This is a genomic window from Lichenihabitans psoromatis (assembly GCF_004323635.1).
Lineage (GTDB): Bacteria > Pseudomonadota > Alphaproteobacteria > Rhizobiales > Beijerinckiaceae > Lichenihabitans > Lichenihabitans psoromatis.
Window position 1 is genome coordinate 2,996,741 of record NZ_CP036515.1, and the last position, 21,727, is coordinate 3,018,467.

Below are 21,727 nucleotides of genomic sequence, written 5' to 3' on the forward strand. Positions count from 1 at the left end.
CCCGACGCCAGCGTCGCGGATTTAGAGGAGCGGTTCAACCGATGTCTGCACAGACGCCATCGCGCGGGCTATTGGCCGGCATCCTGTTCGACAAGGACGGGACCCTGATCGACTTCGACAAGACATGGGGTCGTGCTGCTTTCGCGGTGATGCACGATCTCTGCGGCGGCGACACGGCCATCGTGACGGCTTTGTCCGAGGCCATGCATTTTTCTATCGATGACCGCCGGTTTCGTCCAACCTCCATGATGATCGCCGGCACCACCACAGACATCCTGGCGGCGTGGGGCGGTCCGCTCGGCCGATTGGGTGACCCGACACTTATGCATGACCTGAACGAGCGTTTCGCGGCAGAGACCCTGCGGTCTCTGATGCCGATCGGCGATCCGGTCGCCGTGCTCGACGCGCTGCGCGGGCGAGGTCTGCGGCTCGGGCTCGCGACGAATGACGCGGAGGCCAATGCACGCGACCATCTGAGGGCACTCGGACTCGATGCTCACATGGATTTTGTCGCCGGCTATGATTCCGGGCATGGCGGCAAGCCGGAACCCGGCATGGTGCTGGCCTTCGCGCGCCAGATCGGCGTCTCGCCCAACCGGGTCGCGTTGGTCGGGGACACCCCCCACGATCTCCACGCGGCGCGTGCCGCTGGTGCGATCGCGATCGCTGTGCTGAGTGGCCCGATGGGTCGCGACGTGCTGGCGCCTGACGCCGATCATGTGCTGGCCAGCATCGCCGATTTGCCGGCGCTGCTGGATCGCCTGGCCTGACATGCGCCGTATCGTCGTTCCGGAACCTGTGTCCCGCGCGGCCGTGTGGAGCCGACGCTGCGCCCTTTTCGGCCTGGTCTTGGCCGGAATCGCGATCGTGGCGTCGCGGGCCGGCGTGTTCGATCCAGCTGAGGCCTTGGCGGTTCTCGCGACCGCGATGGTGTTCGGGCTCGCGGCGCCGATCTTTGCTCTCAGGGCATTGGTCGTGGTCTGGCGCACCGGTCGGCCTGGGATAGGCCCTGCGCTCGGGGGGACGGCTCTGGCGATCCTGCTGCTGGCCTATCCGACGTGGCTCGCCATCAAGGCCATGCCCATGCCGGATCTTCACGACATCACGACCGATGCGACCAAGCCGCTGGTGTTCGCGACCTCGGCCAAGGCGGTGACGGCGCGGCGCGGGGCGATCCATGAGCAACCGCCCGAGGCGGCGACCCGCCTGCAATCAGCGGCCTATCCCGACGTGAAGCCGGTGACGATCGATCTTCCGCCCGTCGAGGCCTATACAATGGTCGTATCGCTGATCAGTGCACGGCGCTGGGCCATCGTCGATCAGCAGCCTCCGACCGCGCGTCTTCCACAGGGGCGGATCGATGCCGTGGCCCGGAGCCTCGTGATGGGATTTGCGGATGATGTCACGATCCGGATTACCGGCGTGTCGGCAAGCCAGTCGCGCGTTGACATTCGCTCCGCCTCGCGAGCGCCATGGACCGATCTCGGCACCAACGCGGCTCGGATCGTCGAATTCTCGAACGCTTTGCAAGCGGCGGTCGACGAACAATGATGGTCGCCCCGCCACTTGTGGCGCCGGGGCTGCCCCGACAGCAGATGCCCGAGGGCTTTTGACTTAGACCGGAACGTAGCTGGCCTTGAGCGGGGGCGCTCCGGTCGCCATCACGAGGCCGCGCTCGGCCATATCCTGCAGGTGTGCCAGAACCGACATCGCAGCGGCTCCTTTGAGGGCCGGCGCGAGCCCGGCATAGAGCCGCTCGACCAGTGTTTCGATGCGATGATCGCCTGCCTTCAGCCGCTGCAGGATGGCGGTCTCGCGGTGGCGGCGATGATGAATGAGGCCGCGGACGAAGCGCTGCGGGTTCAGCACTGGGCCGCCGTGGCCGGGCCAGTAGACCGCATCGGCGCGCGCCCGAAGTTTATCGAGTGATGCCATATAGGCTCGCATCGAGCCATCCGGAGGCGCCACGACCGTCGTCGACCAAGCCATGACGTGATCGCCGGAAAACAACGCTTCCTCCTGTGGGAGCGCAAAGGCGAGATGATTGGCGGCGTGGCCGGGTGTCGCGACCGCGAAGAGATCGTAACCGACGCCCGCGACGCGGTGGCCGTCTTGCAGCACCCGATCGGGCCGGTAAGCGACGTCATGCGCTTTGTCGCCCGCATCCATGTCGCCAAAGTTGAGCGACGCCGGGCGATAGGAGGCGCAGCCGACGATCTCGGCTCCCGTCGCGGCCGCCAGAGTTGCCGCGCCGGGGGCATGGTCCCGATGCGTGTGGGTCACAAGAATATGGGCGATCGTTTCACCCGAGAGACCGGTCAGCAGGGCATCGCGATGGCGCGGGTCGTCCGGGCCGGGGTCGATGACCGCAACCGACCCATGCCCGACCACATAGGTACAGGTGCCGGTGAACGTATAGGGTCCACCATTATCGGCGACGATGCGCCGGATCAGCGGCGACACGGCTTGCAATTCGTCCGGACGCGCGTTCATCGTTTGATCGAGCGGAACATCATCGTCTTGGGTCGACACGGAACGCCTCGGGAACTGTCTCATCTCCCTCGACATGGCTTCCAGTTGCTGGCGCAGCAAGGTCAAACCCGACACGGTCGAGGGTTTTGCGTCACTTCTTGCGGCTGAGCAGCACCAGCCAGCCGAGCCCGATGATCGACACGATGACGCTGACGGTCGCGACGGCCGGCTTGCCAAGATCGATCAGGCGCGGCGCCAGCGTGATCGAGAAGGCTGCCACCACGAGCGCGACCGCGACGCGCGCCGCCGCCCGCTCGATCCCGTGGACCAGCTTGTCCATCCCCTTGATTTCGATTTCGACCGTCATCCGACCCTGTTTCAGGCGGACCAGCATCAGATGGACGAGGCTCGGCAGGTCGGAGGCGGCGGTGAACAGCCCCGCGCCGACGGATTCGAGCTTCTTCTTGAAACCGCTGAAGGAGAAGCGCGCGTCGATCGTCTTCTGAACCGTGGGACCGGCGGCCGTGAACAGATCGAATTTCGGGTCGAGCTGCCGCATCACGCCATCGGCCGTGATGAGGCCCTTGAACAGCACGGCGAGATCGGTCGGCATGGCGAGGTCGTTTTCGCGTGCCATCGTCATGAAATCGGTCAAAACCAAGCCAAGGTTCAGGACCGCCCCTGAGTGACGCATGACGAAAGCTTGGGACGAGGCTTCGAGCTTGGCGAGGTCCGGGGCGGTAACGCCCGACCATTCGAGGAGGACCGCCATCAAGCCATCGGCGTCCTTCTTCAGCATCGAGCCGATCAGCACCAGAAGCTGGTCGCGCCGGCGCTGCGACAGACGACCGATGATGCCAAAGTCGATGAAGGCGATCTTGTTGCCCGGCAGAGCCAGGATGTTGCCTGGATGCGGGTCCGCGTGGAAGACGCCTTCGATCAGAGCCATCTGCAGAAAGGCGTCGGTGCCTTTCTGAGCCAGGATCGTCTTGTCGAGATCGGAGTTGTTCAGCCCCTCGTAATCGTTGAGGAAGATGCCGTGCATGAACTCCTGCACGAGCACGCGCTCGGAGGTCCATTCCCAATAGATTTTCGGGAACATGACATCGTCACGGGCCGAGAAGAGCGAGGCCAGCAGCTCACAGTTGCGGCCTTCGTTGGCGAGATCGAGTTCGCCGTTGATGCCATGCGCGAGGTGCCGCATTTGCTCTTGCGGCTTGTAGCGGGCCATCTCGGGCCACTCGCTTTCGACAAGACGCGAGCCATGGGCCATCAGGCGCAGATCGGCTTCGATGATCTTGCGGAGGCCGGGTCGGAGAATTTTGACGACCACATCCTCGCCGGTCTGCAGGCGCGCACGGTAGACCTGCGCGATTGATGCGGAGGCGATGGGCGTCGTATTGAATTCCGCGAAGATTTCATGCGGATCGCCGCCGAGGTCGGCCTCGATCTGGCTGCGGATGTGCTCCCACGGCACCGGCGAGACCTGGCTGTGCAGCTTGCCGAGCTCTTCCGTCCATTGCGGGGTCAGAAGGTCGGGGCGGCTGGCGAGGATCTGTCCGAATTTGATGAAGGTGGGACCCAGCGCCTCGATGGCCAATCGCACCCGCTGCGGACGGGAAAGGCGCGTGACATCCACCTTGGGGGTGGCGCGTGATGCGAATCGGGCGATGTGGTGGAGCCCAAGCCGGTCGACGACCTTGCTGAACCCGTAACCGATAAGAACGCCGGCGATCACCTGAAGACGGCGCCGGTCTCGGGCTGCGACGAAGGCTGTTTTCAGCATATGAACATCGCATCGACCCCGAACCGTATGTAGATGCGATACCCGCATCGCTCCCGACGGGCAACGTCCGGGAGCGCAATTAGGTGTCGTCGTGCCGTTAGTGGAAATTGCGGCCTTTGGGCATCACCCTCGCGACCTCCCTCTCGGCCGGTACAATGGCGGTTTGAAGGTCGTTTGGCGGATTGCGGCTGTTCGACGCGAGCGGAAAACCAATTTTCAGCCCAAGCTCGACGCCGTGGTCACGCTTCTGCGACGAAAAAGTCTGTGGGCGCTTGATCTCGTCGGCGCGGGCGAGGTCCGATATAGCGGGGCCGTGTTCCGACAAGGCGGCCAACATCGGCGTCAGGTCGACGATCGTGTCGGCCACGATATGGATGACGCCAGCCTCGTTCTGCAGCTTGCCCGTGATGGCCACGAATCGCGCCGCGATGACGGCGGAGCGGAAACGCTCGAACACCTTCGGCCACACGATGATGTTGGCGACGCCCGTTTCGTCTTCGATCGTCATGAAGATCACGCCATGGGCCGAGCCGGGGCGTTGCCGCACCAGCACCAGACCGGCGGCCGTGACGCGCCGGCCCGTGAGGGCCTGACCCGCCAGTTCCTCGCTGCGCAGAATGCGCTTTCTGACGAGATCCTGCCGCAGGAAGGCCACTGGATGGGCTTTGAGCGATAGCGACATGTGCCGGTAATCCTCGACCACATGTTCGCCGAGCCGCATCGGCGGCAGCGCCGCTTCGGCCTCGCCCGCGCCATCGCTGGCCGGACCCGAAGCCTCGATCGCGAATAACGGGAGGTCATCCTTGTCGCCCGCCCGGTTGAGCCCGCGCACCGCCCAGAGCGCATCACGCCGATCGAGCCCGAGGGAGCGGAACGCATCGGCTTCGGCGAGGTTCTCGAGCGCCGACAGCGAAAGTTTGGCGCGCAGCCACAGGTCACGAACCGAATCATATCCCTCGCCCCGACAGGCCACCAGCCGATCCATGTCGGGGCGGCGCAGGTCCTTGATCTGGCGAAAACCGAGCCGCAACGCCCGATCGCCCAGGATGTCGTCCCGCATCGTGCCATGACGCGGATGGATCTTGGCGACGCTTCTGGGCGATCCGGGCTCCAACCCATGATCCCAGGTCGAGGCGTTGATGTCGGCCTCGCGGATTTCGACACCATGATCGCGCGCATCCCTGACGATCTGGGCGGGAGCGTAGAACCCCATGGGCTGCGAATTGAGCAGCGCGCAGGCGAACACGTCCGGGTAGCGGCATTTGATCCAGCACGAAGCATAAACCAGCAGCGCGAAGGATGCTGCATGGCTTTCGGGAAACCCATAGGTGCCGAAGCCCTCGATCTGGGCGAAACAGCGGCGCGCGAAATCCTCCGGATAGCCACGTCCCATCATGCCGTTCACCATCTTGTCGCGGAACGTTCCGATGGTGCCGACGCGCTTGAAGGTCGCCATGGCACGCCGCAATTCGTCGGCTTCGGACGGCGTGAACCCTCCCGCCACGATCGCGATCTTCATGGCCTGTTCCTGAAATAGCGGAACCCCGAGCGTGTTCTTCAGCACCGCTTCGAGCTCGGGCATGAAATATTCGACTTTTTCGAGCCCCTGCCGTCGCCGCAAATAGGGGTGCACCATGTCGCCCTGGATCGGACCGGGTCGCACGATCGCGACCTCGATCACGAGATCGTAAAGCCTGGCCGGTTTGAGCCGAGGCAGCATCGACATCTGCGCCCGGCTCTCGATCTGGAACACGCCGATCGTGTCGGCACGCTGAATCATGGCATAGACGCAAGGCTCTTCGGCCGGCAGGGTCGCGATCGTCGGGATGCTCACACCATAATGGGCTTCGAGGAGATCGAAGCCGCGCTTCAGGCAGGTCAGCATGCCCAGCGCCAGAATATCGATCTTGAGGATGCGGAGGGCGTCGAGGTCGTCCTTGTCCCACTCGACGGTGGAGCGCTCTTTCATCGACGCATTGGCGATCGGCACCACCTCGTCGAGCCGCGAGCGGGTGATGACGAAGCCGCCCGTATGCTGCGACAGATGACGCGGAAAGCCGGCGAGTTCGTCGGCCAGTTGCAACGCCGCTGCGAGCCGCGGTTCCGACGGGTCGAGCCCGATGCGGCGCGCCTCCGCGCCATCGACGCTGCTCGACCAATAGCCCCAAACGGTTCCCGATAGGGCCGCCACCGTATCGTCCGACAATCCGAAGGCCTTGCCGACCTCGCGGATGGCCGATCGGGTCCGGTAGGTGACGACGCTGGCGGTCAGCCCCGCATGGAGGCGGCCGTAATGCGTATAAATATATTGCATCACCTCCTCGCGCCGCTCGTGCTCGAAATCGACGTCGATGTCGGGTGGCTCGTCGCGCGAGGACGAAATGAACCGCTCGAATAAAAGGTCGTGCACCATCGGATCGACCTCGGTGATGCCGAGGCAGAAGCAGAGCGCCGAATTGGCGGCCGAGCCACGCCCCTGACACAGGATGCCGAGCGAGCGGGCATGACGGACGATGTCGTGGACGGTCAGGAAATAAGCCGCGTAATTGAGCTCGGCCACGATGGCGAGTTCGTGCTTGAGGGCGTTCCATATCTTTTCACTCACGCCGGCCGGGTAGCGCCACGCCGCCCCGGTTTTGGCGAAAGCCTCCAAGGCTTCCTGCTCGGTCGCAAATCCCTCACGCAACTCGGTCGGGTAATCATATTCGAGCTGGCTCAGCGAAAAGCCGATCCCACTGAGGAAGCGATCGGTTTCCGCGATCGCCTCGGCAACCTCGGAGAACAGCCGCTGCATCTCGGCCGGTGGCTTGATGTGCCGCTCTGCATTGACGTGCAGCCGACGGCCTGCCGCATCGAGGGTCGTCTTCTCGCGGATGCAGGTCAGCACATCGGCCAAGGGACGCCGCTCGGCCACATGCATCATCACGTCGTTGGTGGCGAGGAGCGGCACTTTGGTGGTTCGCGCCAGCCTGGCCCGCTGGGCCAACCGTGCTCGCATGCCCGGGCCGTAGGTGAGAGTGGCGCCTAGCCAGACCGCCGCGCCGGATGCCTGGAGCCTGCGGAGAAGCGGGCCGAGGTCGGCGGCTTTGTTTGTCGTCGCATGCGTGGTCGACGCCGTGTCGGGTGCAGCGAGGCGATCCTGTGCCGCTTCGCCGGCCGTGGGGGAACGCGGTTGCGAAAGGACGATGCCCGGAAAAGCCACGACATTGTCGTGCACCACCTCGGTGTCGAGCATCCGGTCCTGGACCACGCTGGCCGCGATATCGTCAGCGAGTTGTGGCCACACGCGCGGCTTGGCGGGACCGGGCTCGGCCGTAGACGTTTCCATCACGATCACGTGCAAGCCGGTCGCGTGGCTCACGAGATCGTCGAGGAACAGCACGCAAGAGCCTTTTTCAGCACGCGAATTGCCGATCGTCAAAAGCCGCGTCAGTCGCCCATAGGCGGCCCGGTCGGTCGGATAGGCCAAAATGTCCGGGGTGCCGTCGTCGAAGATCAGGCGGACGCCGGTCACGACCCGGAACCCATCGTCGAGCGGAATGCGCTGCTTGGCGTAGGAATAGGCCCGGACCACGCCGGCCATGGAATTGCGATCCGCGATGCCGATCCCGGCCAGACCGCAGGCATGTGCCTGCGCCACCAATTCCTCGGGGTGCGATGCCCCGCGCAGAAAGCTGAAATTGGTCGTGACGGCCAATTCCGCATAGCGGGGATGAGAGGGCACGGGCATAGCGCTAACCAAAGAGGCCGTGAACATACCAGCGCGGCAGGCGTGACGGTTCCGGCGAGAGAGGGGCGTGATCGGAGGACCGTTCGTCATTCGAGGCCTGATGCGAGGCCTGGTGCGAGGCCTGCTGGCCGGACCCGAACAAGCCTTCGCGGAACAGCCAGAAACGCCGGCCATGGCGGTCTTCTGCTCGGAAATAGTCGCGCGTCTCCGCCAAGCGGTCGTTGCGATCGTGCTTCCACCACTCAGGCGCGATCCGTTCCGGCCCTTCAATGGCGGTCACCTCATGGGTGTTGCGCCGCCATTTGAACTGGACCGGCGGTCCGTCCGGAATACCCGCGATGGTCTCGATGGGCTCGGGACGGGCGAACAGCCGGATCGGCCGGCTCAGCGGATCCGGATTGGGTCGTGTCGGCTTGGCAAAGGGGCGGTCCAAGCCCGCAGGCATCATCGGTACGGTTACGGCCGGGACCGCCATGACGGCGAATTCGGGGCCATGTCGGTCCTCGGTCTGCAGCCGCGTCACCCGGCGTAAGCCGAGCCGCGCCCCGAGCCGATCGACGAGATCGCCAAGGTCCTCGATGTCAGGCAGGGCCTCTTCTTCGGGGACGAGATCGGTTTGCTGGAGCGGGAGCGTCTCAGCCTCGTGGACCGCGAGGCGAACGAGATCGAACCCGTAGCCGGTGTCCAATCCATCCTCGCCTATGGCGTCGATCCGCTCGCGGAACAGCCGCGCCATGGCGTCGGGCTGATCGAGCGGGCGGCTGGTGCCGACAGCGATACGCTTCACCACGCCATCGACCCGGAACAAGGTGGCGACCAGACCGCGCGCGCCCTTCTGATGGCGTTCGAGCAAGCCGCAGAGGTGACCCGACAGGGCCAGCAGCGTTCCCTCGATGGCCTCGCGTTGTGCGATCGGGCTGGCGAACACCTGTTCGACCACGAAGGCGGGCGGGTCGAAGCGGGGCGAGATGGGGTTTTTCAGTTGACCCATCACGGCGTCGAGCCGTTCGAACAGCCTGTTGCCGAACCGGGCCGCGAGCGGCGCGCGGGGGCGCCAGACAAGATCGCCGACCCGGCGCAAACCGGCCTGTGCGAGCGACTGGATCGTCGCTTGCTCGAGCCGGAGGGCCGCGAGCGGCAAGGCCGCCATCTGTTTGGCGAAGTCCTTGCCGGTCGAGACCGGCGCGATCTTGACCGTGCCGAAGCGCGCCAAAGCCCAGGCGGCCTCGGGCGTTTCCGCAATGGCGGCCTGCGCCGTGAAGCCTTGAGCCGCAAGGCCACTTTCGAGCAGCCGGACAAGCGCCTCCGGGCCGCCGAAGAGATGCGCGGCCCCGCCGATATCGAGCACTAGACCGTCCGCTCCATCGAGCGCCACCAGGGGGGTGAACCGGCCGCACCATGCGCCGATGGCGTCGAGCGTCGCCGCCTCGCTTCTTGGATCGGCATCCGCGACCGCCAAGCCGGGATGAATGGCCCGCGCATCCGCCAGCGTCATGCCGGATTTGACCGCATGGGCGGCCGCGACCGCATCGACCGCAACGACCCGTTGCGCGCCCTTGATCTTGGCGAGCGTGACGAGGCCGGGCTGTGCCGGCGCGTCACCGCTTCGCCCGCCGTTGCGCTTGAGGCCGGGGCCGAGCCGCTTCAGGCGATCGGTCGGCAGATGAGAAAGCCACACCGAGAGATAGGTCGTGGTCATGAAAGCACCTCTGCTCGGGAGTCCAGACAAGGGGATGAATGCGGCTCGTGTCGAAGTCGGTCGCGGCGTTGCGGAGCTTGTCGAGCCGAACCCCGAAGACAGCTTGGCCGGGGATTGGCATGCGGCCCCCAGCCGAGGCGAGATGCGGGCTGGGATGCGCCGCGACCGCGAACCGCGTTTCGCTGCCGCTCGACAGGGTGGCGGCGCCGGGAAGTCCGGCATGCAGCAGCAGCCCGGTTCCGCCGCGCGCCCGAGCCGCCAAAACGAGGCGGCGGGAGGGGGCGAGCCCGTAATGTTGACCGCCCCAGAGTTCGGCCAGCACCGTGAAGGCTCCGGCCCGGAGCGCTTCCTCGAGCGCCCAAAGGGTTTGGTCGGCGCCATGGGTCCGCACCACGATCATGCGGTCCGGGTCGAGGCCATGGGCTTGCAGCCCAGGCCGGTAGGGATCGCCGCTCTCGCTGGCGGCGCGATCGTCGACGATCCAGATCAGCATGCCGCTCCCCGCGAGGCAGCGCGATGCCACCGCCAGCGCGAAACCCGAGGCAGCCGCTTCATCCCGCGCCGTCTCGGGCACGATTTCGTGCAATGCGCCGGCCCTGAGTCCACCGCCGAGCAGGCCATCCAGCCCCTCGGAGCCGAGCGGAACGAGCCGCTTGCCGCGCCGGGCCGCGCCGGGCCGCCGCGGCGACGGGCCTGGCGTCACCGTGCCGATCCGCATGGCGCGCACGTCCGCAGCCGGAACCCCCGCCTCGATTCTGGCGATGGCCGCACGCAAAAAGGTGACGTGTTCCGTTCTGCCGCTCGGCGACATCGGTCAAAGCCTCAAGTTCGTTCTCTATTTGTTCTTATAGATTCCGGGGTTCGGGGTGGGAGTCAAGCGAAAGAGTCCGGGCTTTTGGCGATCGCGAGGCCGCCTCTCTACGGCGCGAAGAGAGGATCGAACAAGCTGGGGAAAAGCGTCGAGCCGAACCGCGTCACATGGTCCTGATCGGCGTAAAGCGCGTGACCCTCGCGCGCGACCGCACAGGTGGCGCCATCGCAGAGGGCCGTAAAGGGATCGATCGTCTCGAATGTCTGCGTCTTATGCAGATCGGATAGGATCGCGGTCGTCCCGGCCAGGGCGGCGCGTGCCGCAGCCTCGCTCTGCAAGGGCGGCGGGGGCTCGTGGTGCAATGCTGCCAGCGCGAGGCTGCGCGGCACGTCATAAAGCGCTGCGGGCGACGGCAGGATCACGACCACCCGTCGACCGCGCTGGGTGAGCGCCGCGATCGTGTCTCCGAGGGCCGGGAGATCGTGCGTGAAGGAGGTCCAATTGCCGCCGATCAGCACCGTTTTGAGCGCGGGGTGGGCCTCGATGAAGGCGAGCGCCTCCTTGTTGAAAGCGGCGCAGCCAGGACTATCCGGGACGCTCACGCCGAGAAGCGGCGGGCAGCGGCTGAGCAGCAGGCTGATGCCCGCCACCCGATGCGGGTCGGCCGCGAGGCCGAGCGCCGGCACCCACATGCGCGCGAAGGAGTTGCCCCAGACCGCGACGGTCGGCTCGACACCGGGCCGACCCCATCGACAAACGTCGGCGTGCATGTCGCTCGGCCGGCACTCGCCCTTGACGGTGTCGAATTGCCCGTTCGCCAGGGTGAGGACGGGCGCGGGCAGGCGGGTCAGTGTGAGTTTGTCCTGCCCCACCAGATTGAGCACGAGGCCGAGAGCCGCAGCCCCGATCACCCCAGCGAGACAGGCCGCGAGCAAGCTCCGTCGTCCCGCGAGCCAGCGCCGCGCGATGATGGGGCGCTCGACGAGCCACCACGACAGAAGCGACAGCAGCACCGTCAGGGCGATCAGGCCCAGCCGTTCGGCGAAGGGCAGCGGGGTCGTGCGCCCGTAACCGGCCAGCATGAGGACGGGCCAATGCCAAAGATAAAGCGCGTAGGACAGCCGCCCGACGAATGCCAACGGAGCCGCGCCAAGACGGCGGTTCACGCTCGGCTGGTGAGGTCCGTTGCCGGCCGCTATCAGCAGCGCGGCCCCGAGGCAAGACGGCAGCGCGGCGGCCCCGGGAAACGGTGTGGCGGGGGAGAGCAGCAGGAAGCCGGCCGCGATCAACCCGAGCCCGAGCCAGGCTTGTGCGGCGCGGACCACCGGCCCGAGGCGCGACATCGCAGGGATCAGCACCAAGGCGCTCCCGGCCAAAAACTCCCAGAGGCGGGTCGGCAGCAGATAGAAGGTGCTTTCCGGTCGATGCGCGACGCCCCACAGGCTCGCCGCGAACGAGAGGCCGGCGAGGATCACGAACCCCGTCCGACGCCATCCGGGGTGTCGAAGCCCGGCGAGCCAGAGCCAGGGAAACACGATGTAGAACTGGGCTTCGAGCGCCAGGGACCATGTGTGCAGGGTGGGCTGAACCGCGAGGCCACCTGCCGCAAAATAATCATTCGCCAGGGTCGAAAAGTAGATATTCGACGTGAAAGTCGCGGCATTGATGAAGCCGAGACCGATCGACTTGAGGTCGTTCGGCAGCAGGGTCGTGCTGGCGAGCGCCGAGACGATCAGCACCAGCAGGAAGGCCGGCAGAATTCGCCGGGCCCGACGCTCGTAAAAGGACACCATCGAAAAGGTGCCTCGCGTCGTCTCGGTGTCGAGGATCGAGGCGATCAGAAAACCGGAGATCACGAAGAAGAGATCGACGCCCGTATAGCCGCCGGGGGGCCAGAACCCGAAGTGGAACAGGATGACGCCGATGACGGCGATCGCCCGCAACCCGTCGATATCGGCCCGGTAGGGGCGGGGTGAGGTGTTCGGGGCGAACCGCGCGGCGCCGGGCGCGGGTTTGACGTGCATCTCACCTCGTCGACGCTGATGAACCGCAGGGCCGCCTCATCTGGCGGACAAAAGCGCGACTGTCCACTAGAACCAGCATGGGATTGCTGGCAGACCGTTTTTCATGACCTTGCCTCTTCGACGTGTGCGATCGGCGCTTCGCGCCTTCATGAACAGCGAAGCCAGCGGCGGCCTCGTGCTGATGGCCTGCGCGGCCTTGGCGCTCGTGGTCGCCAATTCGCCGCTGGCGAGCCTTTATACCGGTACGCTGGAGGCGCATGCCGGCGGCCTCAGCACCCTGCATTGGATCAACGATGGCTTGATGGCCGTGTTCTTCCTGCTGGTCGGGCTTGAGATCAAGCGCGAGTTTCTACACGGACAACTCAGAACCTGGCGCGCCCGGGCGCTGCCCGGCATTGGAGCGGTCGGTGGCATGATCGTGCCGGCTCTCGTCTTCGTCGGCATCAATCTCGCGCAGCCCGCCACTCTGCGCGGGTGGGCCATTCCGGCCGCCACCGATATCGCCTTCGCGCTTGGGGTGCTGGCCTTGCTGGGGGATCGCGTTCCGGCCTCCCTCAAGGTGTTTCTGACCGCCCTGGCGGTCTTGGACGACCTTGGGGCCGTCTTGATCATCGCGCTGTTCTACACCTCCGATTTGTCGTTGCCGATGTTGGGCGCGGCGGCCGTGGCCGTGGTGGCGCTGTTCGGCCTGAATCGGTTCGGCGTCCGGCGTTTGTGGCCTTACCTGCTGATCGGCGCATTGCTCTGGTGGCTTGTCCTGCGCTCCGGCGTTCATGCGACGATCGCGGGCGTGTTGCTGGCGCTGACGATCCCGGCCGAGGCGGCGGGACAGATGGGCGAACACGCGGACGAGTCGCCGCTGCATCGCTTGGAAGAGGCCCTGTCACCGTGGGTGGCGTTCCTGATTCTGCCGATCTTCGCCTTTGCCAATGCGGGTGTCTCGATCGGTGCCGACGCCATTGCGGGCCTGACCAATCCGGTGACGCTCGGGGTCGCGCTTGGCCTGTTTTTCGGCAAGCAAGTCGGTGTCCTGGGCAGCGTCTGGATCGCGGTGACGACCCGGATCGCCAGCCGCCCGTCGAAGGCCGGTTGGATACACATCTACGGCGTGGCGTTGCTCTGCGGTATCGGGTTCACCATGAGCTTGTTCATCGGGCTGCTCGCCTTCGCGGCGACACCGGAATTTCAGACCGATACCAAGATCGGTGTTTTGCTGGGTTCGATCCTGTCGGCCTGCGCCGGTGCCTTGGTGTTGCGGTTGGCTCCGCGCCGGGTGTCCACGACGTCGCGAGGTCAGCGCCTCACGTGATGCGGCATCACGGCGCGGACTGGACCGTGAAATCCACGGGGATGCTGCCGGCGCGTTCAAAGCGCAGCGAACCATGCAGGCGGTCGCCGTCCTTCAACGGGCCGTGAGGGCCGTCGAGCGGCAGATGCATGGCCGGGGGCGTCAGGTCCACCTGGGCGCCGGCTGGAATTTCCATCGCGGCGCCGCCATTGGGTCCGAACGCAAAGTCCGACAAGGCGACCGTATCGATCGTGGCAGCGACGAGGCGATCCGCTGTCGAGCCTCGATTCTCGACGGTGAAAACAGCGCTGGCTTTCGTGCCGTCCTCTTGGCCCATGAGGATTGTCGGATGGCTGATCCGCAGATAGCCAACGAGATAGACCTCGTTGGTTTGCATCGAAGCAGAGATGAGAATGGCGGACGACGGCGATGGGGCTGACGAGGATTGAGGCGTGACGAGGCTGGCGGCCGCCGCGCCGTTCACGAGGAGAGCTGATCCGATAACGGTCGCCCAAAATGGAGACATGGCTACTCTTCCTTGCATGGCAGATCGATCCAGCGCGTTTCCTGCTAAGCGGTCGCATGGGTCTGCGGCTCGAAAAATAGTCAGGACGGCGGCTCGGCTGCCCTGCATAAAGCAGATACGGCGCTTTATAGGCGGAGACTTTATGGCGGAGCATGATCCCCGAAAAAATTCCGATGTCGGCGGCGGACGCCGCTCGACCGTCGCAGCCCTGATCTTCGTCGTGATTTTGATCGGCGGCGTCTATTGTGCTTTTCAGGCGATTGTCCAGCATAATGCGATGCAGAATTGCCTCGATTCCGGGCGTCGCGATTGCACCGATCGCTTGCCATGATGGTAAAGGCGGCCGGAAGCTTTCCGAAACGTTAAGTTCAGCGGCTTACAGAACCGACGGCACATTGATGCGGGTGACGCGTCGCAATGAGAGTCCTATTTCGGCCAAAGCTGCACGCCATAGACGTCCAGCGGATGCGACGCGGGTGCTTTTTTATGGGCGAGCGCGGCGCCTGTGTCGTTTTCAATCGAGGGTGGAACGCTGGACGTGATGGTGAAGGCGGTGAGGGCGGGCGTCTTGTGCAGCATCGCCGCATTGGGGCTATCGGCTTGCGTCTCCTCAGGCGTCACATCGCTGGCCGATGGCGTTGGGACCGTCGGGACTTTGGTGGTCGGGCTGCCGGATGGCGTACCCAGGCCCATCCAAATGTTCGTTGCCTCGACCCGAAAGGGCGAGCGCGGTGCGGCATCCGAGACGAGTTCGGATGGCTCCGCCGTCCACTTTTCGCTGGTGACCATCAGCGTCCCGCCGACCCATCAGCCCGGGGCGATCGAGCGGCCGGGGCTCGGCTCCCAGAATGTCAATTATCATTTCGTCGTCACGGCGCGTCGCACTTTGGACGACGACGGCCTCGTCAACGAGGTCGCGACGCATCTGTCCGGCCGCATCGGGTCGAACCGCGACGTGCTGCTCTTCGTGCATGGCTTCAACACGAGCTTCGATGAGGCGCGCTTCCGCCTTGCGCAAATCGTCAACGACGCCAAATTTGGCGGCGTTCCGGTGCTCTATACCTGGGCCTCGCGCGGTAGCGTCTTCGCATATGGGTCGGATCGCGAGACCGCCATGGCGTCCCGTGATGGGCTCGAGCGCTTGATGCTGACGCTGGCGCACGAGCCGGATGTCGGCAAGGTGCATATTCTGGCGCATTCCATGGGGGCCTGGATGGCGATGGAAGCGCTGCGCGAAAATGCCATCGCCGGGCATCCCGATCTCGATGGACATCTCGGCGAAGTCATGCTGGCCTCGCCCGACATCGATGCATCCGTGTTTCGTCAGCAGATGGCCCGCCTCGGGTCCGCGGCGCATGTGTCGATCCTGGTGGCCAACAACGACAAGGCCCTGTCTGTGTCGAGCCTGCTGGCCAACGACCGCCCGCGCGTCGGGGCGCTCGATCCAAACAATCCCGACGATCGCGCGATGATCCAGGGGCTTGGCGTTTCGGTGCGTGACATGAGCCGCGAGAGCGTCGGCTTCATCGGCCACGGCACTTATGCCAATGCGCCGGACGTGATCGCTTCGATCGGGGCGCAACTGGCGCTCGCCCGCCCCGAGGACAAGAACGTGCAGGCCGTGATCGACGCGAGAGGGGACGCGCCGATCATCAGCGCGCCTCTCGCGCCGGACGCCGGTGCGCCGCTGGATCCGGCCTCGGCGACACGTGGGACGGGTGTTCCGACCCCCCAGCTTGGGACAAGCCAGCAGGGAGTGACGCCGGCTGGAGCTGTTCAACCGGGGACGGTTGCAACCCCGGCCAATATGCCGGCAGCGAAGCCTGTCGTCGATCCGGGCGCCGGCGCGACACAGAGCGCAGTCCCGACGCCCTGACGTTCCGCTAATTCACCGGGTGCCGTCCAGCCGGACCCGGAGAGGTCCTGTCAGGTCAAAGCGCTGAGACCCGGGATGGCGCCTGCGATCTGCCCGACCGTGTCTTCACCGACCTTTTCGCGGGCGAAAGCGAAGATCTCGCGGCCGACGGTCTGCATTTCGCCCATGCCGAGGCCGATGCCGGTCAATTGGCTCGCCAGCCCCATCAGGCCACCGCCTCCACCCATTAAGCCGCCCAGAAAGCCAGATGACTCGGGCGCTTCGCCCGCAGCGCTCGACGCCGCTTCCCGCGAGCCAGGAACCGCATCCATGACCTTGCCGACCTCGTCGGCGGGTCCTTCCTTCTGCAGAAACGACAGGATGATCCCGATCGCCTTGCGGGCGACTTCGGGCTCGATGCCGGCTGCTGTGCTGACGCGTTCGATCAGGTCTTCCATGGTCCACTCCGGTTGGTCTGCGGTTTCTTAACGAATAATCGACGTGGTTGTCTCGCGCCGTCGGTGACAAATCGCCGGGCGCGGCGGTCCCCATGCCGGTCGATACGGGAATGGCGTGATCGACCGCGCTCCCCTACGATAGCCAAGACGAAGAATCGCGACACAGGATCACCGCCCGATGAGCACCGACACGTGGGACATGCCGGGCACGATCCTGGTCGGCAAGAGCGCGACCTTCGAGCGGCTGACCTTGTCGCTCGGCAACCGGCACGGACTCGTGACCGGGGCAACCGGCACCGGCAAGACCGTGACGCTGCAGAAGCTCGCCGAAGGATTTTCCAATGCCGGGGTCCCCGTGATCGCGGCTGACGTGAAAGGCGACCTCGCCGGGATCGCGATGGCGGGAAACGGCCGTGCCGCCTTGACGCAGAGAGCCGCCGCCATCGGCATCCCCTACGAGCCCGATCGGTTCCCAACCGTCTTCTGGGACGTGTTCGGCCAGCAGGGTCACCCGATCCGCGCTACGATCGCCGAGATGGGTCCGCTGCTGGTCGCGCGCCTGCTCGAGTTGAACCCCGTACAGGAGGGCGTTCTCAACGTCGCCTTCAAGGTCGCGGACGAACAGGGCTTGCTGCTGCTCGACCTGAAAGACCTGCGGTCGATGCTGCAATATATTTCCGAACATGCGGCTGAGCTGACCAAGAGCTACGGCAATGTGGCTCCCGCCACGATCGGCACGATCCAGCGACAATTGCTGGTGCTCGAGGCCCAGGGCGCCACAAGCTTTCTCGGCGAGCCGGCGCTCGATATCCTGGACTTCATCGCGACCGATCGGGATGGGCGCGGGATCGTCAATATCCTGGCAGCCGACAAGCTGGTGCGAAGCCCGCGCCTCTATGCGACCTTTCTCCTGTGGTTCCTGTCGGAGCTCTTCCAGCAATTGCCGGAAGTCGGCGATCCCGAAAAGCCAAAGCTGGTGTTCTTCTTCGATGAGGCGCATCTGCTGTTCGACAATGCGCCGAAGAGCCTGATGGACGCCATCGAGCAGGTGGTGCGGCTGATCCGGTCGAAGGGGGTCGGTGTTTATTTTGTCACCCAGAACCCGCTCGACGTCCCCGACACCGTCCTTGGCCAATTAAGCAACCGCGTCCAACACGCCCTGCGGGCGTTTACGCCGCGCGATCAACGCGCCGTCAAGGCGGCTGCCGATACGTTTCGACAGAACCCGGCTTTCGATACCGCATCCGTCATCACCCAACTCGCGGTGGGCGAGGCGCTCGTCTCGATGCTGCAGAAGGATGGAACGCCCGAAATCGTACAGCGATCGCTGATCGCGCCGCCCGCCTCCCGTGTCGGGCCGATCACGCCCGCCGAGCGGCAGGCCATCATTGACAATGGCCCGATCACGGGCAAATACGACACCGCGGTCGACCGAGACAGCGCCTTTGAAATTCTGAAAGCGCGCGCCGAGGGCAGGGCGGCTTCCGTCGCTCCGGGGTCAGGTCAGCCTTCATCGCCGCAAGCGAACGTGCCGCAAGCCGGCGCTCCGCAGGCGGCCTCACAGAGCGGCGGGCTGCTGGGCGAGGTTGGTGGCGCGCTTGGACGCTTGTGGAATAGTGGAGCGAGCAGTCGCGGACGCCTCTCGACCGGGCAGATGGTGATGCGGTCGGCGCTGCAATCGATGGCCCGCTCAGTCGGCACGCAGGTCGCCCGGGAGATCATCCGAGGCGTTCTCGGCGGCATTCAAAAGTAGCGTCGCGCAACCGAGCGACAGGTATAAACAAAGCATTAATGGCAGCGATGTAATTCACAAAAGTGTTGCACATGATGGCTACTTCAAGGCAATCGAGCTGGAGTGAGCCTATGTCGAGCGTGTCATCAGTCCCCGAAACAAAGCCATCGGGCGTCAAATTCGACCATAAGGTCGACTATCGCGGCGTCATCGTCTTCTTCGCTGTTTTCGCGATTGGTCTTGCTTATGCGGCCTATAACGTCTGGCACGATGTCAGCTCAGCGGGCACGCAGTCCCACGGTATTCTGGTCTATATGCTTCTCGGCGTCGCGTTGCTGATCGCGCTCGCGTTTGAATTCGTCAACGGATTCCATGACACCGCCAACGCGGTCGCGACCGTGATCTATACGCATTCGCTGAAGCCGAATGTTGCGGTCGTCTGGTCGGGCTTCTTCAACTTCCTCGGTGTGTTGACCTCGACCGGCGCAGTGGCCTTCGGCATCGTGTCGCTGCTGCCGGTGGAACTCATCCTGCAGGTCGGCTCGGACGCCGGCTTCGCGATGGTTTTCGCGCTGTTGATCGCGGCCATCATCTGGAACCTCGGGACTTGGTATCTTGGCCTGCCCGCATCGAGCTCGCATACGCTGATCGGCTCGATCATCGGCGTCGGCGTCGCCAATGCGTTGATGCGCGGTCGCAGCGGCACCTCGGGTGTCGATTGGGATCAGGCCATGTCGGTCGGCAAGGCGCTGATCTTGTCGCCGATCGTCGGCTTCATGTTCGCCGGCGCGCTGCTGATGATCCTCAAGACCTTCGTCAAGATCCCGGCCCTCTATCAGTCGCCGAAGCCGGGCGAGACGCCGCCGCTGTGGATCCGCGCTCTGCTGATCTTCACCTGCACCGGCGTGTCGTTCGCGCATGGGTCGAACGATGGTCAGAAGGGCATGGGCCTCATCATGCTGATCCTGATCGGGACCGTGCCGACCGCTTATGCGCTCAATCGCGCACTCCCCGACAGCCATGTCGCCTCGTTCGAGCAGAATTCGGAAGCGGCCTCCAAGGTGATCGACGCAAAGGCGCTCGGCTACAACATCACCGGCGACCCGCGTCCCGCCGTCACGGCCTTCATTCGCGACAAGAAACTCGACGATGGGATCTACCCGTCCCTCGCCGCCCTGATCCGCGACGTCTCGAACCAGGTGAAGAGCTACGGCAACCTGGCGCAGGTGCCGTCAAACGAAGTCGGCAACACGCGGAACGATATGTATCTGGTGTCGGAGGCGCTTCGCACGCTGCCGAAAATCCAGGACAACCAGCTCTCGCCGGCCGAAACCGCGACCCTCACGACCTATAAGAAGAGCCTGGATACCTCGACCAAGTTCATCCCGACCTGGGTGAAGGTCGTTGTCGCTCTGGCGCTTGGCCTCGGCACCATGATCGGCTGGAAGCGGATCGTCGTGACGGTCGGCGAAAAGATCGGTAAGACCCACATGACCTACGCGCAGGGTGCCTCGGCCGAATTGGTCGCCATGGCAACCATCGCGGCGGCCGACAATTTCGGTCTTCCGGTTTCGACCACGCATATTCTCTCGTCGGGGATCGCCGGCACAATGGCGGCCAATGGCTCCGGCATCCAGGCCGAAACCATCCGCAACATTGCGCTCGCCTGGGTCCTGACCCTGCCGGTCGCGATGCTCTTGTCCGGCACGCTGTTCGTGATCTTCAGCCACATCTTCTGACCGAACAGCACATAATCTTGCACGAAGGCCCGGCAGCGATGCCGGGCCTTTTCGCGTTCTAGCCCCCCGGCAGCGGAGCGCACGCTTGATCGACGGTTCCGGCTTCTGTGACACTTCTCGGTGGGCATCGAGGATCGGGCGATTTCCTCACGGCCACGTTTGCTCTAAGGACACCGGAACAGATCTTTTCAAGCGGAGCCCGCATGGCCTCGATCGACGCCGTTCTGACCAAACTCGACAGCAACCTCGACGGTGCGCTCACGCGTCTGTTCGATCTGCTGGCCATTCCGTCAATTTCGACAGACCCGGCTTTCGCGCCGGATTGCGAGCGGGCCGCCCAGTGGCTCTCGACCGAACTTAGCAGCATCGGCTTCACGGCGTCGGTGCGACCCACCGCCGGCCGCCCGATGGTCGTGGCTCATGCCAAGGGAACTCGGCGAGACGTTCCGCATGTGTTGTTCTACGGCCATTACGATGTGCAGCCGGTCGATCCTCGCGCGCTTTGGACCAGCGACCCCTTCAAGGCCGAGCGTGTCACGACCGATGTGGGTGACGTGATCGTGGCGCGCGGCGCGTCGGACGACAAAGGTCAGCTCATGACCTTCGTCGAAGCCTGCCGGGCCTTCTCGGAAACGGGCGGTTTGCCATGCGACGTCTCGATCCTGTTTGAGGGCGAGGAAGAGACCGGGTCGCCATCGCTTCCCGCGTTCCTGGCCGAGAATAAGACGGAACTGAAAGCCGATCTGGCTCTGGTCTGTGACACCGGTATGTGGGACGCCGATACCCCCTCAATCACGACCATGCTGCGCGGTCTCGTGCTCGAAGAGGTGGTGATCCGGGGCGCAAGTCGGGATCTCCATTCCGGGATGTTCGGCGGCGCGGCCGTCAATCCGATCCATGTCCTGGCCCGCATCATCGCCGACCTTCAGGGGTCGGATGGCAAGATCACGCTGCCTGGCTTTTACGAGGGCGTCGAAGAACTACCCGACGCGGTCGCCGAGCAATGGAAGGCGTTGCCGTTCGACGAAAGCGCTTTTCTGGGCGACGTCGGTCTGTCGCAGCCGGTCGGGGAGGTCGATCGGAGCGTGCTCGAGAAGATCTGGTCGCGCCCGACCTGTGACGTGAACGGGATCAGCGGCGGCTACGAGGGGAAGGGATCGAAGACGGTCCTGCCCGCCATGGCGAGCGCTAAATTTTCGTTCCGCCTCGTCAGCAAGCAGAACCCGGCCAAGATCGCCGAAGCGTTCCGCGCCTTCGTGCGGGCGCGTCTGCCCGATGATTGTACGGTGGAGTTCCTGTCGCATGGCTCCAGTCCGGCGCTGCAACTGCCGTTTTCGTCCGAAGCGCTGAACCGCGCCCGTCGCGCTTTGACGCAGGAATGGGGCAAGGAGCCGGTGCTGGCCGGGTCGGGAGGCTCGATCCCGATCGTCGGCTCGTTCAAGCAGGACATGAAGATGGACGCCTTGATGATCGGCTTTGCGCTCGACGACGATCGCATCCACTCGCCCAACGAAAAGTATAATCTCACCTCGTTCAGCAAGGGCGCGCGCTCGTGGGCCCGCATCCTCAACGCATTGGCGCTCTAGCCGGCGACGCTCTGCGCCGAC

General features: G+C 64.8%; 17 protein-coding genes. 8 read left to right on the plus strand and 9 right to left on the minus strand.

All coding sequences use genetic code 11. The features are described from left to right. Positions 1 to 41: 41 nt before the first annotated feature. Positions 42 to 770 (plus strand): HAD family hydrolase, encoded by a 729-nt coding sequence (locus EY713_RS13890; protein ID WP_131115760.1) that lies wholly within the window; start codon positions 42 to 44, stop codon positions 768 to 770. A gap of 1 nt (position 771) precedes the next feature. After that, positions 772 to 1,551 carry a DUF1499 domain-containing protein gene (locus EY713_RS13895; protein ID WP_165491137.1) on the plus strand — a complete coding sequence of 260 codons (780 nt, stop codon included), beginning with the start codon at positions 772 to 774 and terminating at the stop codon, positions 1,549 to 1,551. 63 nt (positions 1,552 to 1,614) lie between these two features. On the opposite strand, the gene EY713_RS13900 is transcribed toward EY713_RS13895, so the two are convergent. The 6 genes from EY713_RS13900 to EY713_RS13925 form a co-directional block, all read right to left on the minus strand. Then, positions 1,615 to 2,532, minus strand: a complete 918-nt coding sequence (locus EY713_RS13900; RefSeq protein ID WP_425374313.1) for an MBL fold metallo-hydrolase — start codon at positions 2,530 to 2,532, stop codon at positions 1,615 to 1,617. A gap of 91 nt (positions 2,533 to 2,623) precedes the next feature. Further along, positions 2,624 to 4,258 carry an ABC1 kinase family protein gene (locus tag EY713_RS13905; protein WP_131115763.1) on the minus strand — a complete coding sequence of 545 codons (1,635 nt, stop codon included), beginning with the start codon at positions 4,256 to 4,258 and terminating at the stop codon, positions 2,624 to 2,626. Positions 4,259 to 4,355: 97 nt separating this feature from the next. Beyond that, positions 4,356 to 7,988 carry an error-prone DNA polymerase gene (locus tag EY713_RS13910; protein ID WP_131115765.1) on the minus strand — a complete coding sequence of 1,211 codons (3,633 nt, stop codon included), beginning with the start codon at positions 7,986 to 7,988 and terminating at the stop codon, positions 4,356 to 4,358. Positions 7,989 to 7,992: 4 nt separating this feature from the next. Beyond that, positions 7,993 to 9,687: a Y-family DNA polymerase gene (locus EY713_RS13915; RefSeq protein ID WP_131115767.1), complete on the minus strand. Its 1,695-nt coding sequence runs from the start codon at positions 9,685 to 9,687 to the stop codon at positions 7,993 to 7,995. Then, entirely contained in the window at positions 9,587 to 10,498 is a 912-nt protein-coding gene (locus EY713_RS13920; protein WP_131115769.1) for an ImuA family protein, read from the minus strand. Before EY713_RS13920 ends, EY713_RS13915 begins: the two co-directional genes overlap by 101 nt. Before the next feature lie 107 nt (positions 10,499 to 10,605). Next, a complete protein-coding gene (locus EY713_RS13925) occupies positions 10,606 to 12,522 on the minus strand; it encodes an acyltransferase family protein (RefSeq protein WP_131115771.1) in 1,917 nt (638 codons plus the stop codon). A gap of 103 nt (positions 12,523 to 12,625) precedes the next feature. Here EY713_RS13925 and nhaA point away from each other — a divergent pair, with 103 nt between their 5' ends. Continuing rightward, on the plus strand, positions 12,626 to 13,831 hold the full coding sequence (gene nhaA, locus EY713_RS13930) for a Na+/H+ antiporter NhaA (RefSeq protein WP_131115773.1): 1,206 nt from the start codon (positions 12,626 to 12,628) through the stop codon (positions 13,829 to 13,831). A 7-nt stretch (positions 13,832 to 13,838) separates the two neighbouring features. On the opposite strand, the gene EY713_RS13935 is transcribed toward nhaA, so the two are convergent. Continuing rightward, complete coding sequence (locus EY713_RS13935; RefSeq protein ID WP_165491138.1) at positions 13,839 to 14,336, minus strand: copper chaperone PCu(A)C; 498 nt, start codon at positions 14,334 to 14,336, stop codon at positions 13,839 to 13,841. 142 nt (positions 14,337 to 14,478) lie between these two features. Here EY713_RS13935 and EY713_RS13940 point away from each other — a divergent pair, with 142 nt between their 5' ends. Continuing rightward, positions 14,479 to 14,667, plus strand: coding sequence for a hypothetical protein (locus tag EY713_RS13940; protein ID WP_131115776.1), 189 nt, complete (start codon positions 14,479 to 14,481; stop codon positions 14,665 to 14,667). A gap of 95 nt (positions 14,668 to 14,762) precedes the next feature. Here EY713_RS13940 and EY713_RS22770 read toward each other — a convergent pair whose 3' ends face one another. After that, entirely contained in the window at positions 14,763 to 15,029 is a 267-nt protein-coding gene (locus EY713_RS22770) for a hypothetical protein (protein ID WP_165491139.1), read from the minus strand. Positions 15,030 to 15,033: 4 nt separating this feature from the next. On the opposite strand from EY713_RS22770, the gene EY713_RS13945 reads away from it, so the two are divergent. Continuing rightward, complete coding sequence (locus tag EY713_RS13945; RefSeq protein WP_165491140.1) at positions 15,034 to 16,212, plus strand: alpha/beta hydrolase; 1,179 nt, start codon at positions 15,034 to 15,036, stop codon at positions 16,210 to 16,212. Positions 16,213 to 16,262: 50 nt separating this feature from the next. Here the strand turns inward: EY713_RS13945 and EY713_RS13950 are convergent, their stop codons facing one another. Further along, the gene (locus EY713_RS13950) at positions 16,263 to 16,649 is read right to left on the minus strand and encodes a DUF2267 domain-containing protein (RefSeq protein ID WP_131115780.1); all 387 of its coding nucleotides are present in this window, start codon (positions 16,647 to 16,649) and stop codon (positions 16,263 to 16,265) included. Between the two features lie 178 nt (positions 16,650 to 16,827). Here EY713_RS13950 and EY713_RS13955 point away from each other — a divergent pair, with 178 nt between their 5' ends. The 3 genes from EY713_RS13955 to EY713_RS13965 all read left to right on the plus strand — a co-directional run bounded on the left by EY713_RS13955 (position 16,828) and on the right by EY713_RS13965 (position 21,706). Next, a complete protein-coding gene (locus EY713_RS13955; RefSeq protein WP_131115782.1) occupies positions 16,828 to 18,402 on the plus strand; it encodes a helicase HerA-like domain-containing protein in 1,575 nt (524 codons plus the stop codon). Between the two features lie 110 nt (positions 18,403 to 18,512). After that, positions 18,513 to 20,120 carry an inorganic phosphate transporter gene (locus EY713_RS13960; RefSeq protein ID WP_131115784.1) on the plus strand — a complete coding sequence of 536 codons (1,608 nt, stop codon included), beginning with the start codon at positions 18,513 to 18,515 and terminating at the stop codon, positions 20,118 to 20,120. 203 nt (positions 20,121 to 20,323) lie between these two features. Continuing rightward, on the plus strand, positions 20,324 to 21,706 hold the full coding sequence (locus EY713_RS13965; RefSeq protein ID WP_131115786.1) for a M20/M25/M40 family metallo-hydrolase: 1,383 nt from the start codon (positions 20,324 to 20,326) through the stop codon (positions 21,704 to 21,706). The last annotated feature ends 21 nt before the right edge of the window (positions 21,707 to 21,727 follow it).